The organism is Hymenobacter jeongseonensis, from assembly GCF_015694725.1.
Taxonomy (GTDB): Bacteria; Bacteroidota; Bacteroidia; order Cytophagales; family Hymenobacteraceae; genus Hymenobacter; species Hymenobacter jeongseonensis.
Genome location: NZ_JADQDQ010000003.1, coordinates 443,934 through 461,030 on the forward strand (window position 1 = coordinate 443,934; position 17,097 = coordinate 461,030).

14 protein-coding genes are annotated in these 17,097 nt (G+C 57.8%); 8 read left to right on the forward strand and 6 right to left on the reverse strand.

The genetic code is table 11. The annotated features are described in order from the left end of the window. Positions 1 to 4 precede the first annotated feature (4 nt). From I2I05_RS08870 to I2I05_RS08880, 3 genes are all read right to left on the reverse strand, one after another. Positions 5 to 556, reverse strand: a complete 552-nt coding sequence (locus I2I05_RS08870; RefSeq protein WP_196281876.1) for a metal-dependent hydrolase — start codon at positions 554 to 556, stop codon at positions 5 to 7. 93 nt (positions 557 to 649) lie between these two features. Further along, positions 650 to 1,336: an SIR2 family NAD-dependent protein deacylase gene (locus I2I05_RS08875; RefSeq protein ID WP_196281877.1), complete on the reverse strand. Its 687-nt coding sequence runs from the start codon at positions 1,334 to 1,336 to the stop codon at positions 650 to 652. 94 nt (positions 1,337 to 1,430) lie between these two features. Further along, positions 1,431 to 1,853, reverse strand: coding sequence for a pyridoxamine 5'-phosphate oxidase family protein (locus tag I2I05_RS08880; RefSeq protein WP_196281878.1), 423 nt, complete (start codon positions 1,851 to 1,853; stop codon positions 1,431 to 1,433). 221 nt (positions 1,854 to 2,074) lie between these two features. On the opposite strand from I2I05_RS08880, the gene I2I05_RS08885 reads away from it, so the two are divergent. Continuing rightward, positions 2,075 to 2,761: an HAD family hydrolase gene (locus I2I05_RS08885; protein WP_196281879.1), complete on the forward strand. Its 687-nt coding sequence runs from the start codon at positions 2,075 to 2,077 to the stop codon at positions 2,759 to 2,761. A 51-nt stretch (positions 2,762 to 2,812) separates the two neighbouring features. Here I2I05_RS08885 and I2I05_RS08890 read toward each other — a convergent pair whose 3' ends face one another. After that, positions 2,813 to 3,694: a DUF4846 domain-containing protein gene (locus tag I2I05_RS08890; RefSeq protein WP_196281880.1), complete on the reverse strand. Its 882-nt coding sequence runs from the start codon at positions 3,692 to 3,694 to the stop codon at positions 2,813 to 2,815. 90 nt (positions 3,695 to 3,784) lie between these two features. After that, a complete protein-coding gene (gene topA, locus I2I05_RS08895; RefSeq protein ID WP_196281881.1) occupies positions 3,785 to 6,268 on the reverse strand; it encodes a type I DNA topoisomerase in 2,484 nt (827 codons plus the stop codon). Positions 6,269 to 6,546: 278 nt separating this feature from the next. On the opposite strand from topA, the gene I2I05_RS08900 reads away from it, so the two are divergent. The 7 genes from I2I05_RS08900 (at position 6,547) to I2I05_RS08930 (ending at position 16,112) form a co-directional block, all read left to right on the forward strand. Next, entirely contained in the window at positions 6,547 to 10,989 is a 4,443-nt protein-coding gene (locus tag I2I05_RS08900) for a methyl-accepting chemotaxis protein (protein WP_230688229.1), read from the forward strand. 90 nt (positions 10,990 to 11,079) lie between these two features. After that, a complete protein-coding gene (locus I2I05_RS08905) occupies positions 11,080 to 11,610 on the forward strand; it encodes a chemotaxis protein CheW (protein WP_196281882.1) in 531 nt (176 codons plus the stop codon). A gap of 62 nt (positions 11,611 to 11,672) precedes the next feature. Further along, positions 11,673 to 12,074, forward strand: coding sequence for a response regulator (locus I2I05_RS08910; protein WP_230688230.1), 402 nt, complete (start codon positions 11,673 to 11,675; stop codon positions 12,072 to 12,074). 105 nt (positions 12,075 to 12,179) lie between these two features. Further along, the gene (locus I2I05_RS08915) at positions 12,180 to 13,820 is read left to right on the forward strand and encodes a chemotaxis protein CheA (protein WP_196281883.1); all 1,641 of its coding nucleotides are present in this window, start codon (positions 12,180 to 12,182) and stop codon (positions 13,818 to 13,820) included. Positions 13,821 to 13,873: 53 nt separating this feature from the next. Then, positions 13,874 to 14,506, forward strand: coding sequence for a chemotaxis protein CheC (locus I2I05_RS08920; protein ID WP_230688231.1), 633 nt, complete (start codon positions 13,874 to 13,876; stop codon positions 14,504 to 14,506). A gap of 143 nt (positions 14,507 to 14,649) precedes the next feature. Further along, complete coding sequence (locus I2I05_RS08925) at positions 14,650 to 15,747, forward strand: agmatinase family protein (RefSeq protein WP_196281884.1); 1,098 nt, start codon at positions 14,650 to 14,652, stop codon at positions 15,745 to 15,747. Positions 15,748 to 15,773: 26 nt separating this feature from the next. Then, on the forward strand, positions 15,774 to 16,112 hold the full coding sequence (locus tag I2I05_RS08930) for a phage holin family protein (RefSeq protein WP_196281885.1): 339 nt from the start codon (positions 15,774 to 15,776) through the stop codon (positions 16,110 to 16,112). Between the two features lie 89 nt (positions 16,113 to 16,201). On the opposite strand, the gene I2I05_RS08935 is transcribed toward I2I05_RS08930, so the two are convergent. Then, the gene (locus tag I2I05_RS08935; RefSeq protein ID WP_196281886.1) at positions 16,202 to 17,062 is read right to left on the reverse strand and encodes a DUF4349 domain-containing protein; all 861 of its coding nucleotides are present in this window, start codon (positions 17,060 to 17,062) and stop codon (positions 16,202 to 16,204) included. Positions 17,063 to 17,097 lie beyond the last annotated feature (35 nt).

Here is a 17,097-nt window from a genome sequence, read left to right on the forward strand (position 1 = left end):
GTGGCTACCGAAGTGCCTTCTGCCTTGGTTTCGGCAACAGCCACTGCAGGCCCAGCGCCACCAGGCACGGCAGCCCCACCCAGATGGCCTCGCTAGCCAATACCTGCAGCCCCCGCCCGGTAAAAAACGCCTTGAGGCCAATGGGGGATACTTTAATTGGCCGCAGGCCGAAGAAATAACGCTCCAAGTCCCAGGGGCTGAAAAAGGCCACCCCTAAGCCGCCCGTCGTCATCGCATCGAGGACGCCATGCGAGGCCGTCGCCAGAAATAAAAGGAGCGCCAGCCGCCCCACTGGCGCTCGGCGACTGGTACGAATTAGATAAGCAACCGCTACGCCAATCGCTGCTACGAAAGCCGCCGCCAGCAGCGAGTGCGTCAGGCCGCGATGCCCCCACAGGCTGGCATACGGCACCCCCAGCTTGTAGCCCAGCGCATCCACGTCGGGCAGCGCGGCACACGCGGCCGCTGCTACCCAGTAGGGCCAGTGGCGGCGTTCGGGAAGAATAAGGCTGCCCAAAGTAGCGCCCAATGCCGCGTGGGCGAATGCTGATGCCATGTCCGACGAGAAGAAGTGCTGCGAATGTAGGTGCAGAAAGACGCTCGCCTGACCAACTGCACGGTACGGTTCGTGCAAGCGAGCAGGTCTGAGCTACCCAATTGCCAACTCGCGAAGGACCTTGGGTACGCCCGTACTGGCGGGCTCCACCACGTACCGAATGCCGCGTCGGCCCGCTTCGGGCTGGTGCGGGTCGATAACGTAGACCGGACAGCCCACGGGGGCGTAGTGCAGCAGCCCCGCGGCCGGGTACACTTGCAGAGAAGTGCCCACTACCAGCAAGGCATCGGCAGTGCCCGCCACTTCGGCGGCCTGTTCTATCAGGGGCACCAGCTCGCCAAACCACACGATGTGCGGGCGCAGTTGGCCGCCGTCCGGAGCAAGGTCGCCAAGGTTGATGTCGCCAGGGCAGTCGTACACCAGCGCATCGTTCTTCACGGAGCGCATCTTGCTCAGCATGCCGTGCAGGTGAATTACTTCCGTAGAACCAGCGCGCTCGTGTAGGTCATCCACGTTTTGGGTGATGATGGAAGTGCGCCAGCCGGGTTCCTCCTCGAAGCCGGCCAGGGAGAGATGCGCGGCATTGGGGGCAACTTCACGGGCCTGGGCGCGCCGCTGATTATAAAAATCAAGCACCAGCGCAGGATTGCGGGCAAAGCCTTCGGGCGAGGCCACGTCTTCTACCCGGTGGTTTTCCCACAGGCCGTTGCTATCGCGAAACGTGCGGATACCCGACTCGGCCGAGACGCCGGCCCCGGTGAGAACGACAAGGTGTTTCATTGGTTAGGGTATGAGGGCTAGGAGTGAGGATAGAACAAAAGAACATCGTGCTGAGTGCAGCCGACTCCTTAAGTTCTTGTTGGTATTCTAGCCGCTATTGCTTAAGGTGCACCTCGCCTTGCTCTTCGTTTTGCCAGTATTTGATGCGGTTGGCCTGCACCCGCACCAGCACCAAACCCGGCGTATCGATGCCGTCTTTGAACCACACTTCGAGGTCGGGCACCCAATGTTTCTGCATGGTGGCTTTCTGGCGAATGAGGTGTGCCGAGCCAACAATGGAAATGTAAAGACCTTTCGGGCCCGAGAAGCCGAGGCTGACGTGGGCGTTTTCGGTGATGTCGCGCACCGTGCGCGAGCCTTCGTACGTGAAGTAATAGGAGTTGCCGTCGTACTCCACGTCGCCGTTGTTGCTCATGGGGCGGCTGCTGAGCTGGCCGCGGCTGGTGTGCGTGGTGAGCATGGCAATGTCGAGATTGGCCATTTTGGTGGCAATTTCTTTCAGGGTTTTGGCGGGCATGGCAGGAAGTAGTTGCGTGAGCGAAGAATACGCGCTGTTACCGTGTGTAGTTATGAGTGCCGCGTCAGCTTCATACGGCATGCGCTTGCGCAAGCATTAGAAGATAGAGCCGCCAAGTGGTCCCCTGATTTGACCCCGCTTTTTTTACCAAATAGCCAGCTTGGAGAATGGAAAAGGACAGGCCGGTACCTTTGCCCGACCGCGGCCCCTTATACTCCCTTATGATTCGTACCGTAATTTTTGACATGGACGGCGTCATCATCGACACCGAACCGTTGCACCACCACGCCTTCTTCACACAATTTGCCGAGTTGGGTATTGCCGTTAGCGCGGCCGAGTACGCCACCTTTCTGGGGGGCTCGACGCGCAATGTTTTTCAGCGGCTTAAGGCCGAGTTTGGCCTGCCGCAGGACGTAGAAAGCCTGCTCCTGCGCAAGCGCGAGCTGTTTAATAAGTCCTTCGACGAAGATGCCGGACTGGACCTGTTGCCCGGCGTGCGGGGCCTAATCGAGGACTTGCGGGCCAATGACGTGCAACTGGTGCTGGCCTCGTCGGCTTCGAAAGCCACGATTGCGCGGGTGTTTCGGCGGTTCGAGCTGGGCCCTTACTTCACCCACCTCGTGAGCGGCGAAGATTTTGAGCGGTCGAAGCCTGACCCGGCTATTTTCCGGCACGCGGCGGCGCTGGCCGAAACGCCCACGGCGGAGTGCATCGTAATTGAGGACTCCGCGAATGGCGTCTCAGCGGCCAAAGCGGCGGGTATCTACTGCGTCGGGTACGCCAGCCCGCACTCGGCCGGTCAAGACCTGCACCACGCCGACCGCATTATCCAGCATTTTTCGGAGCTGACGGCTCAGGAAATTGTCGGCATTCGTCCCGTTGGGAAATCAGTTGGCCAAGGCGAGTAGGTAGCGTTGGTAGTTGCGGTTTGAGAAAGTGGCTGCCCTGCAGCAACGTAATCAGTTCCACGGGAGTGGACTAAACCGCCCTAGCTCCTCCCAGTCGAAATTCCACTCCGGCGTGAAGAACTGCGGTTGCAGCATACTTGGAACGGCAAACCACGCCCCTAATCGGGGCTCATCCACGTTGCGCAATACGTGGATGCTTTGCGCCGGCATGTAGCTCTGGGCCAGCAGCAGGTATTGCTGCCGCGTGGTGGGGTGCCGGGCTACGTCGACCACCACCACGGCATGGCCGGGCCGGCCGCCGTGAATGAGCACATCGCCGGGTTGCACGCCAGCCAGGGGCACGGCCAGCAGCTCCCGGCTCAGCGATAAGGTGCCGGCGTACCCAAACGTGGGAATAAGGTAGCTCATGAGGGCCGCGTGGGTAGGCGCCTGGGCCGGCCTGGCCGCCGGTAGCACCTGCTCGCCGATAACCTTAAACGTGCGGCCCGCCACATAATCAGCAAACCTGAAATCAAACCCCGTGGTGAGATGAAAATGAATCTGGCGGGGATTGTGGGTGAAAATGTACTCCGCCCGCAGCCGGATAACGGCATCGGCGCACTGTTGCAGGTCCTGGGTGCCCACATCAATGTCGACCACGGCGGCTACCACGTCCTGGCGGTTTTTAAAGCCGCCGTTGAAGGTCCGAGCCGGGGTGCCGGGTGGCTGCAAAGGCAGGTAACGCAGCCACTCGCCCCAGGAGCCCGGAGTAACCGCCACCCGTCGGCATCCGGCCGGCGCCGGAAAGCGGGCAGCCACAGTTGCCGACGCGCCCGGCTGCTTCGCAAGCCACGGATAGCGAATGCCAGCTGGAAGAATAGGAGGGCGGGTGAACTGCTTGGGAGTAGCTAAGCTCGGCGTCACGGCCAGCACCAGCAAGAGATAAATATTCATAAAAGCCACGGGCACCAAAAAACAAAAGCCCGCTACGAGGCGGGCTTTTGAAGGCAAGTGCCGGGGCCGATGAACGGCCCGAGGCACGGTTTATTTTGCTTTGGCAGCGGTCTTTTTAGCGGCCGGCTTGGTAGCCGTTTTGGCGGCGGGTTTCTTTTTGGCCGCCGGCTTTTTGGCTGCTGGTTTTTTCTTGGCGGGCGTGTCCGATTTTTCCTCCTTAGCGGCTGGGGCAGCTTTTTTGCCGAAGCGGCCGCCTTTGGCGGGCTTGTCGGGCGTGGCGTCGGCTAGCTCCTGGCAGCGTTCCAGCGTCAGTTCCGTAGGTTCTTCGCCTTTGGGAATTTTCACGTTTTTCTTGCCCGCCACGATGTAAGGACCGAAGCGCCCGTTCAGCACCTGGATGTCGGGGTTTTCGGGGAAGCTCTTAATGAGGCGCTCCGCATCGGTTTTGCGCTTCAGCTCAATCAAGGTCACCGCTTCTTCAGCGTTGATGGTATGCGGGTCCTGCTCCTTGGCGAGGGAGTAGAACTTGCTATCGTGCCGCACATAAGGGCCAAAACGGCCGAGGTTGGCCGTCATGTCCTTGCCCTCAAACTCGCCCACCACGCGTGGCAGCTTGAACAATTCCAGGGCTTCTTCCAGCGTAATGCTTTCGATGAACTGGCCTTTGCGCAGGTTGGCGTAAGCGGGCTTGGTTTCGCCTTCGGTGTCGCCCAGGGCCACATACGGGCCGTAGCGCCCCAGGCGGGCCGTGATTTTCTCGCCCGTTTCGGGGTGTACGCCAATCTCGCGGGTGCTGCCCAACGTGCTGCGCTCAATGTCCTGCCCGGCCTCAATGGTCGCGTGAAACTTGCCGTAGAAGCCAGTCAGCATCTGGGTCCAGTCTTCGAGGCCGTTGGCAATCTGGTCAAATTCGTCTTCTACCTTGGCTGTGAACTGATAGTCCACAATCACGGGGAAGTGCTCCACCAGAAAGTCATTTACCACCATGGCCGTATCCGTGGGAAACAGCTTGGCTTTTTCGGCACCGTAGTTCTCGGTTTTAACTTCGGTGTTTACCGTATCGTTGTCCAGCGTGAGCACGTGAAACTTGCGTTCCTTGCCCTCACGGGTATCTTTTTCCACGTAGCCACGTTTTTGCACCGTGCTGATGGTAGGTGCGTAAGTTGAAGGCCGGCCAATGCCCATTTCCTCCAGCTTTTTCACCAGTGAGGCTTCGGTGTAGCGCGCCGGCGGCGACGAAAACCGCTCAGTCGCGCTTAGGCGTTGCAAGGGCAAGGCCTGGCGCACGCTGAGCGGCGGCAGGCCGCGCGAAAAGCTCGATTCGCCGTCCTTGCTTTCTTCTTCGTCCTCGTCGTCCTTGCTTTCGGCATACACTTTCAGGAAACCCTCAAAGGTGATAACCTCGCCAGTGGCCGTGAACGTGACGCCTGGTTGCGTGCTGATGCCGATTACCGCCGTCGTGCGCTCAATTACGGCTTCCGCCATTTGCGAAGCCATGGCGCGCTTGCGAATCAGGTCGTATAAGCGTTGCTCCGACGCATCGGAACCCGCCTTAACCGCGCCAAAATCGGTGGGGCGAATGGCTTCGTGGGCCTCCTGGGCCGAGGCCGACTTGGTTTTGAACGTGCGGGTGTGGTGGTACTCGGCCCCGTAGGCCGCCGTGATGGCGGCTTGCGCGCCGGCCAAGGCCTCGCCCGACAGGTTCACCGAGTCTGTCCGCATGTAGCTGATTTTACCGGCTTCGTACAGCTTCTGGGCCACGCTCATGGTTTGGGCCACCGAGAAGCCCAGCTTGCGAGAGGCCTCCTGCTGCAGCGTAGACGTGGTGAACGGCGCGGCCGGACTGCGCTTGCCTGGCTTTTTATCGAGGCTTTCAATCTGATACGTGGCTCCAATGCAGCGTTGCAAAAAAGCTTCCGCTTCGTCCCGTACTTTATAACGAGTGGGCAACTCGGCTTCGAGCACGGCACCGCGGCCGGCATCAAAACGCGCCACAATGCGATAAGCACTGGCCGATAAGTGCGAAGCCACTTCGCGCTCCCGCTCCACCACCAGACGCACGGCCACCGACTGCACCCGGCCCGCCGACAGGCCGGGCTTTACTTTTTTCCAGAGCACCGGGCTCAGTTCAAAGCCCACGAGGCGGTCGAGCACCCGGCGGGCCTGCTGGGCGTTTACCAAATTCTGGTCTACTTCGCGGGGGTTGGCAATGGCGCCCAGAATGGCGCTTTTGGTGATTTCGCGGAAAACAATGCGCTTGGTCTTGGCGCCGGGCAGGTTCAGGGTTTCGGCAAGGTGCCAGCTGATGGCTTCGCCTTCACGGTCATCGTCACTCGCCAACCAAACCATTTCGGCCTCCTTGGAAAGTTTTTTTAGCTGCGCAATCAGTTCGCGCTTGTCGGCCGACACCACGTACGTTGGCTTGAATCCATTGGCGATGTCAATGGCATTGTTGTCCTTGGGCAGGTCGCGGACGTGCCCGTAGCTGGAGCGCACCACGTAATCCTGGCCGAGGTAGCCTTCAATGGTTTTGGCCTTGGCCGGCGACTCGACGATAACTAAATTCTTGACCATGTGGGCGGGTAAGGGGGGACGGCAGACGAAAGAGGGCCGTCCTGAGTGAAACGGCCAGCCGTGGAAAATGTTGAAATTGGCCGCAAAGATGCCGGATAATTCCCAGCCCTGCCGCACTTTGTAATTACAAGGGCGCTCCGAGGGCCATGAAACAGAACTTTGGCACTGCCGAGTTCACTGCTTTGGCTGCCGGGTAAACCTTTGCTTATTCCGGCTTATTCCGCGTACTTTCGCCTTTCCATCCAGTCCTTCCTCCATCTGTTTGATACCTATATTATATGGCTTCCCCCAAGACTCCGCAAACTAAGCCTCGTCGTTCCACGGTCCTGGCAGCTTCGGAAGATATCACCGGTGGAAAGCCGGATTCAGGTGCCGTATCGGCCCTTGACGTGCTACGGACCAACAATGACCTGACCCGTAAAAAGGGCGGTTCGCGCGGTTCCATCGACACGCAGGACCCCGGCTATGTCAACGACCAGCTCAACCGGGTGCTTTACGCGCTCGACGCCTTTAAGAAAGGCGACGTGTCGGTGCGCCTGACCAAGCAGAACGACGACATTTTTGCCGAAATCGCCGAAGCCTACAATTCCATGGTGGAAATGATTGGCGGGGTAGGCGGGGAGGTGTCGCGCATCTCGAAAGTGGCCGGGGTAGAGGGTAACCTCAAGGCCCGGGCTTCGGCCGAAGGCGCCGCCGGTTTCTGGCGCGACATGATAAATAACATCAACGGCTTGGTGGACAGCATCGCCGTGCCGGTATTGGAAGTAGGCAAAGTATTGAAGAACATCAGCCGTGGCAATCTGGACGAAAGCTTCCAGATTCCGGTGTCGGGCGACTTCAAGCTGATGGCCGAAACCATCAACAAAACGATTGACAACCTGAACATCTTCGCCGGCGAGGTAACCCGTGTGGCGCAAGAAGTAGGCACCGAAGGAAAGCTCGGCGGCCAAGCCAGTGTACCCAACGTAGGTGGCATTTGGAAGGACCTGACCGATAACGTGAACAACATGGCTTCGAACCTGACTTCCCAGGTACGAGACATTGCTAACGTTGCAACGGCCGTAGCTAAAGGCGACTTGACCCAAAAAGTAACGGTTGATGTAAAAGGTGAATTCCTGCAACTCAAGCAGAACCTCAACCAGATGGTGGACTCGCTTAACCTGTTTGCCGGCGAGGTAACTCGCGTGGCACAGGAAGTGGGAACGGAAGGTAAACTGGGCGGCCAGGCCAGCGTACCAAACGTCGCCGGCGTGTGGAAGGACCTGACGGACAACGTAAACAACATGGCTAGTAACCTGACCAGCCAGGTACGAGACATTGCCAACGTCGCTACCGCAGTGGCCAAAGGCGACTTGAGCCAAAAGGTAACGGTTGATGTAAAAGGCGAACTTCTCCAACTCAAGCAGAACCTGAACCAGATGGTGGACTCGCTCAACCTGTTTGCCGGCGAGGTAACCCGCGTGGCGCAGGAAGTGGGCACCGAAGGCCGTCTGGGCGGTCAGGCCTCCGTGCCCAGCGTCGCCGGCGTATGGAAGGACCTGACGGACAACGTAAACTACATGGCTAGTAACCTGACCAGCCAGGTACGAGACATTGCCAACGTCGCTACCGCAGTGGCCAAAGGCGACTTGACGCAGACGGTAACCGTCGATGTAAAAGGCGAATTCCTGCAGCTGAAGCAGAACCTGAACCAAATGGTGGCGTCCCTGAACCTGTTTGCCGGCGAGGTAACTCGTGTGGCGCAGGAGGTGGGAACGGAGGGTAAGCTCGGCGGCCAAGCATCGGTGCCGAACGTGGCCGGCGTGTGGAAAGCCCTCACCGACAACGTAAACGACATGGCTGCGGCTCTTACCTCGCAGGTGCGAGACATTGCCAACGTGGCAACCGCCGTAGCCCGCGGCGACTTGAGCCAGAAGATGACTGTGAACGTGAAGGGCGAAATCCTGGAGCTGAAGAACATCCTCAACCAGATGGTGGATTCGCTGAACATCTTCGGTGACGAAGTAACCCGGGTGGCCCGCGAAGTAGGTACGGAAGGTAAACTGGGCGGCCAGGCCGTCGTGCCCCGCGTTGGTGGAACCTGGAAGGAGCTAACTGACAACGTAAACACGATGGCCAGCAACCTGACGTCTCAGGTGCGGGACATTGCCAACGTAGCTACCGCTGTATCGAAAGGTGACCTTTCGCAGAAGATTACGGTAGATGTAAAGGGCGAACTATTAGACCTGAAGGACAACCTGAACCAGATGGTGGACTCGCTCAACATCTTCGCCGGCGAGGTAACCCGCGTGGCAAGGGAGGTGGGCACCGAGGGTATCCTGGGCGGCCAAGCCAACGTGCCCCGCGTAAGCGGCACCTGGAAGGACTTGACGGACAACGTGAATACGATGGCCTCGAACTTGACCTCGCAAATGCGCGACATTGCCAACGTGGCAACCGCGGTTGCGAAAGGCGACTTGAGCCAAAAAATTACGGTAAACGTGCGCGGTGAGCTGCTGCAGTTGAAGGAAAACCTCAACGAAATGGTGGACTCCCTGAACACCTTCGGTGATGAAGTAACCCGCGTGGCCCGCGAAGTAGGAACGGAAGGCAAGCTCGGCGGCCAAGCCAAAGTGCCCAACGTACGCGGCACCTGGAAGGACTTGACCGACAACGTAAATACGATGGCCAGCAACCTGACGTCTCAGGTACGGGACATTGCCAACGTGGCCACCGCTGTGTCGCGCGGCGACTTGAGCCAAAAAGTGTCGGTAAATGTCAACGGCGAGCTGCTCGACCTAAAAGACAACTTGAACCGAATGGTGGACTCCTTGAACATCTTCGCCGGCGAGGTAACCCGTGTGGCGCAGGAAGTAGGAACCGAAGGCAAGCTGGGTGGTCAGGCATCCGTACCCAGCGTAGCTGGCGTATGGAAAGAGCTCACCGACAACGTAAACTACATGGCCTCCAACCTCACTACGCAGGTGCGGGGCATTGTGAAAGTGGTGACGGCGGTATCGAAAGGTGACTTGACCCAGAAACTGACCCTGCAAGCCAAAGGCGAAGTAGCTGACCTGGCTGACACCATCAACCGAATGGTGGACGACCTCAACCGCCTCGCTTCGGAAGTTAGCCGCGTGGCAAAAGTGGCCGGGGTAGAAGGCAAGCTGACGGAACGCGCCACGGTAGGTGGCGTGTCGGGTTCGTGGAAAGAACTGGTGGACACACTGAACGCTCTGATTGAAAGCATTGCCTCGCCGGTACTGGAAGTATCTCGCGTGGTACGTGCTATCTCGGAAGGCGACTTGACCCAACGCGTAGAAGTGCCCACCACGGGCGACATTCTGGCCATGGCCAACGCGCTTAACCTTGCTGTTGAAAACCTGAACGAACTACTGGGCGAAATCAACGATTCGTCGCAGATTGTGGGTACGTCTTCGGAAGAAATGGCTGGTAAAGGCCAGGAAATGAGCCGCGTAACGGTCGATGTGGCTTTGGCCATGCAGCAAATGGCTGAAGGTGCCCAGAATCAGGCTTTGAAAACCGACCAGGCCTTTAAGCTGATTGAGGAAATCATGCAGGCCACCAAGGAAACCGCCAACAAGGCCGATGTAGTAAACAAATCGGCTATTCTAGGTGAACAAACCTCCCAGCTGGGCTTGAAAACGGTGGCGGAAGTGGTGAAAAACATGGAAGAAATATCCAGCGCCGCTTCCCAGACTTCGCGCACTATTGAAGTGTTGAGCACCCGGTCGGGAGAAATTAGCAAGTCGCTGGGTGTGATTACCGATATTGCCTCGCAAACCAACCTGCTGGCCCTGAACGCCGCCATCGAAGCGGCCCGCGCCGGAGAAGCCGGCCGTGGTTTTGCCGTTGTAGCTGAAGAAATCCGGAAGTTGGCCGAAGGCTCCCGCAAATCAGCCAACGAAATTGCTACGTTGGTAGAGGATGTGAAAAAAGATACTTCCTCGGCCGCAACCGCTATTTCGACCATGGAAAACCGGGTATTGAAAGGCAAGAACGCCACATTCGAAGCCAGCTCGGCCTTTAAAAACATTGCCACCAGCAGTGGCGAAACGCTCCGCACCTCGCGCGACATTCTCACGGCTACTGAGGTTCAGAAAACCTCGATTGGCGACGTGGTGAAGTACGTGGAAGAAGTAGTAGCCATTGCCGAGCAAACGGCAACCGGCACACAGCAAGTGGCCGGCACGGCCAAACAATTGTCGACGGCCATGCAGGAGCTGACCACCAGCTCGCAGCGCCTCACCGACATTGCCGACGACCTCCAGGCCGGTCTCGAAACCTTCCAGCTCAGCTCTTATGAGCCCGAGCCAGAGCCACTGCCCGTTCGGCGCGGTCCCAGTGCTCGTGATACGTACCGGGCCCGCGATTCTTACGCCACGGAGCCGCAGAACAGCATGGCTGCCCGCCGCGCCCAACGGCAAAGTGAAGCGGCGCCCGAACCTGTAGACAATAGCCGTCGCAATGGATTAGCACGGCGCAGTTCCCGTATTGAATCCGCAGCCCCTGCAGCTCCCACACGCCCCGAGCGGCGGATTCGCCCGGAGCGCGCCGAGTCCTCGGCTAAGGCAACGTCTCTTGCGCCAACGGCATCGCGGCCAGTTACCAGCCGTTCGGTTGCACCGGCTAAGCCGGCAGCTGCTAAGAATGGTAAGACCCAGCAAAACGGCCAAGCCGTTCCCGCTGCAACACCTAAATCGAAAGCCAAAGCCAAGTAATACAGGTAGTGGGTGCTTAGAAGTTTCGTTTTTCGAGATTCTAAGTACTCACTCCCAATTACTCCTTACTCAATACTGATTATTAAGTACATGGCCGAGATTGAACTCGCTTCGCCTACTCCCAAAGCCGAACGCATCAAACCCGCTGAGTTGGTGCAGCTCATCGTGTTTCGCTTGGGCGATGAGGACTATGGCATCCGCATCGAACAGGTGAAGGAAGTCACGGTGACGCCTGAGGTGGCACGCATGCCCAAGACCCCGCCTTTCATCAAAGGCATTGCTAACCTGCGCGGCGATATCATTGCCATCATTGACTTGGAAGAGCGTTTTCGGCTGCGGCCCGCGGGCCGTCCTTTGCCCGAGCGCTCCTATACCGTAGCAGTAGAAGCGGCCGACTACACATTGGGACTGATGGTCCGCGATGTGCCGAGGCCCTTTACATTGCCTCTCAGCCAGATTGAGCCAGCGCCCGAATTCGTGCAAGATTCCAGCACCCGGGACAAATACCTGGAAGGCATTGCCAAACTGCCCGAAGGCGGAATCATTATCGTGTTGGACATGCGTAAGGTGCTCACTCCGAGCGAAGTGATGCGGTTGCCCGGAAAAGGAGCATCTTCCTAGCCTGCTACCCGTACAACGCGGGGCTTGGCTGTGTAGCCCGGCCGTACATTCGATTTATCCCCATGTCACCCACCATTATGAATAAGCGCATTCTCATCGTCGACGACTCGTTCTACATGCGTACGATGCTCAAGAACATGCTCACCGATGCCGGCTACGAAGTAGTAGGGGAAGCGGCCAATGGCGCCCAAGCCCTGGAAATGGCAACGTCTACCGCTCCCGACCTCATTACGCTCGACGTCATTCTGCCCGATAACACCGGCCTTGACGTACTCAAGAGCCTTCGGCAGATTCAGCCATCGGCCAAAGTGGTGATGTGCAGCGCCGTAGGGCAGGAAGTTATTGTGAACGAAGCCATCGAAAACGGTGCGTTAGCTTACATTGTAAAGCCGTTCTCGGAAGAGAAAGTATTGGAAATCGTAGGAGCTGCGTTGCAAAACGACGCCACCGAACAAACCGCGTAAGGTGCAGGCTCAACCGTTCGTATCAGTGCCGCTATTCCTCGAAGTCGAGGGGGCGTGTGTATGCGCAACGGATTTGGGGATGGTCGACTTAACGTGCCTTGGCCAATGAAAACGCGCGACCAGGAATATCGGGAGCTGTTTATGGCCGAAGCACTGGAGTATTACGACTCCATGAGCCGGCACCTGAGCGAGTTGGAAAACAATCCCAACGCCGGCCCGGCCCTCAACGAGCTGTTCCGGCTCATGCACAACCTGAAGGCCAATGCCCGGGCTATGGGTTTCACCGACTTGGGCGAAGTAGCCCACCACCTTGAAACGCTCTTTGGGCTGATTCGGGACAAGGAACGCACGTTTAGTGGGGTGCTTATTCGGGTAGTCTTTGCCGGGGTCGATGCCTTGGGCAACATGATTCGGGCAGTGGGGGCTAATCAGCCCATGCCTGAGGTTTCGGGCTTGCTCGATAATCTCGACCGCCTCGTGCGGGGCGAAGCTCCTTTGCTGGAAGAGATTGAAGCCCCTGAGACCGAAGAGGAATCCAACCGGAAAATGGAGCTGTCTGACTTGGTGTATATCCAGGTTAAAAAGCTTGATAATCTGTTGAATCTGGTAGGGGAGTTGGTGATTGACCGCGACCGTATTATGACGCTGGCCCAAGAAATTGACAACCCGGCGTTGCTGGCAACGGCTCAGCACCTGTTCCGCATCTCCGACGATTTGCAGTACAGCGTGATGGATGCCCGCTTGGTGGGCGTGGGGGTGCTGCTGAACAAGTTTCCCCGCGTGGTGCGCGACGTAGCGAGTGCCGAGGACAAACAGGTGGAATTGACGATGAGCGGTCAGGACGTTCAGATTGACCGGAACATTCTGCAAATCATCACCGATGCCTTGTTGCACTTGGTGCGCAATGCAGTAAGCCACGGCCTCGAAACCACCGAGCAGCGGCTGCAGGCAGGCAAGCCCGCCGTGGGACAACTCACGCTTTCGGCACTTACCGAGCGCGACGATGTGCTGATTCAGGTGCGGGACGACGGCCGCGGCATCAATACCGAAGCGGTCCGTCGCAAAGCCATCGAGCGCGGCCTGACGACGGCCAAAGCCGCCGCCGCCTTGCCGGAACAGGCCATTTGGTCCTTCCTGTTTGAGCCCGGTTTCTCAATGGCCGATAAAGTCACCGACATTTCGGGCCGCGGGGTGGGGCTGGATGTGGTGAAGCTGGCATTGGATTCTTTAGGCGGTCAGCTACGGGTCGAATCCCAACTGGGCAAGGGAACCACCTTTACCTTGGTGCTCCCAACTTCAATTGCCGTGAAAGGCGCCCTGCTGGTGGAGGTAGACGAGCGGCCATATGCCGTTCCGTTGCTGCACACCGATACGGTGCTGGCTTTGCATCCCGGCCAGATATCAGTAGTTGGTGGGGTGCTGGTCACCCATTTCCACGAGGAAGCCGTGCCGCTGGTTCCGCTACGCCAACTGCTGTATGAAGAAGGCGACGAGCCATTGCCGTTCGCCACCAAAACCGATATGAATGGGCCCCAGCACGTGTTGGTGGTCAACTACAACAACCGCCGCTTGGGCTTGCTGGTGGACCGGTTCATGCGCCAGCAGAACATTGTCATCAAGCCGCTGAGCAAGCCATTGGATACCATTGACCTGTTTGGGGGAGTCACCCTGCTCGGGAGCGGACAAGTCTGCCTGGTGCTCGACGTGCCCGCCCTTACCCGTCTGTTTTTAAACAAACGGCCGTAATCTCTTTCTTCAACCCCAGTACTCGCAACTGCACTTCCCCTATTTTGTACGTTATGGATTTATCGATGACTGATTTAGAGCGTGATATAATCCGCGAGATTTTGAACATTGGCTTGGCGCGCGCCGCCGACTCGTTCGCCGTTATTGCCCAGGAACGGGTGCTTTTGGAAGTGCCGAACATTGATTTGTTGGACAGCGACGATATTCTGGTAAGAGTGCGCGAGTACCAGTCGAGGCACGTTCCCATTCAATCCGATATTCGGGGGGATTTCAACGGCACTACGCTGATGTTTTTCTCGGGGCAGCACATTCAGCGGCTCTCGCGCGTTTGCCTGCGCATGCAGACGACGGAATCGCTGGAAGTGAACGAGTTGCAGGAGTCCTTGCTGCTCGAAATCAGCAATATCATCACCGGGGCCCTGGTCACGCAGTTGGCCAATATTCTGAAAGCGAATATTTACGGCGCACCCCCCGTTGCTCCGCATGGCGATGTGGCCGATATCATGCAGGCCCTATTGCCTGAGCAGCAATTGCAGCCACTTATTTTTTCGGTTATTACCCAGTTCTCGGACAAGGACAACATGGTGGAACTGCCCTTGATGTTATTCTTTGACCGTGACACGTTTACCAAAATTCTGGAGATAATTCGCAGCTACGATTTCCTAGGCAGCCAGATGTCGGCTTAGAAAATCATTCGCCTGTTAGTTACTTTTTTTGAACGTCATGCTGCGTGGTTCGCTTCATGACGTTCTTTCTTTACCATAGTGTATAGCCCAGGCTTTTAGCTGCTGGCAACTTTGGTTTTCTGTTCATCCACAAGCAATTCATAATGCCTAAATCTGAAGCCGCATTGGCCCAAAAAATAGCTTCTTTCGACCCCAATGCTCCCGGAGATGCCGCGGGCGGCCTTTTCGGCCTGCCTTTCACACCCGAGGAAGCGCGGGTAGTGGTAGTGCCCGTGCCGTGGGAGGTTACCGTGAGCTACCGGGCCGGCACGGCCAAAGGCCCGGCAGCCATCCACGAAGCGTCGCTGCAGGTGGACTTGTACGACCCGGACCTGCCCGATGCCTGGAAGCTCGGCTTGGCCATGGAGGAAGAAGACGAAACCATCGCCGCTGTTAGCAACAAATTGCGTCCCCTCGCGGCCGATTACATCAACTGGATTGAGGACGGCCAACCCGAAGCGGGCCTGGGCAAGCACGGTGGAGTGCCCGCCCAGGTCACCGCAGAAGGCACCAAGATGGTGCAGTGGCTCAAAGAAAAAACCGGCGCTCTGCTCGACCAAGGCAAAGGGGTGGTGGTACTGGGCGGCGACCACAGCACGCCCCTTGGCTACCTGCACGCGCTGGCCGAGCGGAACGAGGAATTTGCCATTCTCCAGTTCGACGCACACTGCGATTTGCGTCCGGCTTACGAAGGCTTCAAATATTCGCATGCCAGCATCATGCACAATGCCTTGGAGTTGCCTCAGGTCAAGAAACTCGTGCAGGTAGGCATCCGCGACATGTGCCAGCAAGAAGCCGAGTACATTGCCACTTCCAATGGCCGGGTTGCCCTGTTCAGCCAGCGCTTTTTAAGCGAGGAAAAATTCGCCAAAAAATCCTGGAAGAAGGTCTGCGGCAAAATCATCGCGCAGCTGCCCCCCAAAGTGTACATCAGCTTCGATATTGACGGGCTGGACCCCAAGCTGTGCCCCGGCACCGGCACGCCCGTGCCCGGCGGCTTGGAGTTCGAAGAAGCCACTTATTTGATTCGCTCCATCGTGCGCGCCGGCATCACCATCATCGGTTGCGACCTCAACGAGGTGGCGCCCGGCGATACGGACTGGAACGGCATTGTGGGCGCCCGCCTGCTCTACCAACTTTGCAATTGGATGGCCGTATCCCAAGGCCGCCTCGTTGCCAAGGGCATGGAGGTAGCCGAATAACTTCTTTCACTTCAACTCATTGTTCCATGCTTGGCTTCATTCTTAAATTTATTCTGACCGCATTATTGGTATACGGCCTGAGCATGGTGCTGCCGGGCGTGGTGCTTAGCGGCTTTGGTAGTGCGGCCATTCTGGTGCTCGTGCTTGGCCTGCTCAATGCGGTAGTGAAGCCGATTCTCAAAATTCTGGGGTTCCCCATCACGGTGCTCACCCTGGGGTTGTTTCTATTGGTTATCAACGTTATAATCGTAAAGTTGGCTGACTTCCTGATGAGCAGCTTCGACGTTCACGGCCTCCTCAACGCATTGCTTTTCAGCATTGCGTTATCCATCGTCAATGCCGTGGTTGACTTGGTAGTTGACTAGACGATAACCGAAAGACCAACCGGGAAGCCCCCATGCTGCGCCTTTACGGGGCAGTATGGGGGCTTTGTCGTTTTCGTACAACACTGGTATCAGGCTAGGCGACGGCGCCACCGTTTTACCGCCCACCAAGCGGCGCTACCGAGCAGCAGGAACGGCCAGATGGCCACCACGCCAATCAGCACGCTGGTAATAAGCGTCCAGCCGGTGTAAAAGGAATCGACCAGCCGGCTGCTGAACGAGACGACGGGCGCATCGGGGATGGGCTGGGCCAGCGGCTGGTAGCACACCAGCGAGATGGTGGAGTAGGCCACTTCGTCGTTCAGCGTTTTGATGCGACTTTCGGTGCTTTCGATTTCCTCGCGCACTTCGCCAATTTTCTGCTCTACTTCCAGCACGTCGCTGATTTTTTTGGCGCGGGCCAGCAGGGCAATGTAGCGCTGCTCAACGATGCGTTTGGTGCGCAGGCGGGCGGCAATGTCGGCGTGTTGTGCTGTTACGTCGTCGGTTGTCAGCTTCTTCTCCTCCACGGTACCCAGGTTGCCCAAAGCTGCCATCATGGCTCGAAAGCGGGAGGGAAGCACCCGGATGGTCATGGCCTGGCGCCATTCTTCCTCTTCCCGTACTTCATTAGCAGCGCTCAAAAACCCACCATTGCGCTGCACCAAGCTGTCTAGGCGCTTGCTTGCCTGCGGCAAATTTTCCACTTTCAGCCGTAAATCGGCGTGGTAGATGAGTAGCCGGGCGGGCGCAACTACGGCTGCCGTAGGTGTGGCCAATGTGGGCCCCGGCATGCCTTCGTTTAATTCTTTGTCGGCCTCCATGCTAGGCGGAGGCGCGTTCATCATCATTTCCTTGGCAGGCACTGCGATAGCACTTTTTTCTTCGTTGGCGCGGCTGCAGCTGCTCAAAAGCGCTGCTAGCCCAAGGAGAATTCCCAGGGTGTACTTCATGATTCATCGGTGGTAAGGTGAAATCTGAAACAGAA

Coding starts and splice junctions, on each gene's coding strand:
- I2I05_RS08870 (WP_196281876.1), bottom strand. CDS start 556: ATGGCATCAGCATTCGCCCACGCGGCATTGGGCGCTACTTTGGGCAGC.
- I2I05_RS08875 (WP_196281877.1), bottom strand. CDS start 1,336: ATGAAACACCTTGTCGTTCTCACCGGGGCCGGCGTCTCGGCCGAGTCG.
- I2I05_RS08880 (WP_196281878.1), bottom strand. CDS start 1,853: ATGCCCGCCAAAACCCTGAAAGAAATTGCCACCAAAATGGCCAATCTC.
- I2I05_RS08885 (WP_196281879.1), top strand. CDS start 2,075: ATGATTCGTACCGTAATTTTTGACATGGACGGCGTCATCATCGACACC.
- I2I05_RS08890 (WP_196281880.1), bottom strand. CDS start 3,694: ATGAATATTTATCTCTTGCTGGTGCTGGCCGTGACGCCGAGCTTAGCT.
- topA (WP_196281881.1), bottom strand. CDS start 6,268: ATGGTCAAGAATTTAGTTATCGTCGAGTCGCCGGCCAAGGCCAAAACC.
- I2I05_RS08900 (WP_230688229.1), top strand. CDS start 6,547: ATGGCTTCCCCCAAGACTCCGCAAACTAAGCCTCGTCGTTCCACGGTC.
- I2I05_RS08905 (WP_196281882.1), top strand. CDS start 11,080: ATGGCCGAGATTGAACTCGCTTCGCCTACTCCCAAAGCCGAACGCATC.
- I2I05_RS08910 (WP_230688230.1), top strand. CDS start 11,673: ATGTCACCCACCATTATGAATAAGCGCATTCTCATCGTCGACGACTCG.
- I2I05_RS08915 (WP_196281883.1), top strand. CDS start 12,180: ATGAAAACGCGCGACCAGGAATATCGGGAGCTGTTTATGGCCGAAGCA.
- I2I05_RS08920 (WP_230688231.1), top strand. CDS start 13,874: ATGGATTTATCGATGACTGATTTAGAGCGTGATATAATCCGCGAGATT.
- I2I05_RS08925 (WP_196281884.1), top strand. CDS start 14,650: ATGCCTAAATCTGAAGCCGCATTGGCCCAAAAAATAGCTTCTTTCGAC.
- I2I05_RS08930 (WP_196281885.1), top strand. CDS start 15,774: ATGCTTGGCTTCATTCTTAAATTTATTCTGACCGCATTATTGGTATAC.
- I2I05_RS08935 (WP_196281886.1), bottom strand. CDS start 17,062: ATGAAGTACACCCTGGGAATTCTCCTTGGGCTAGCAGCGCTTTTGAGC.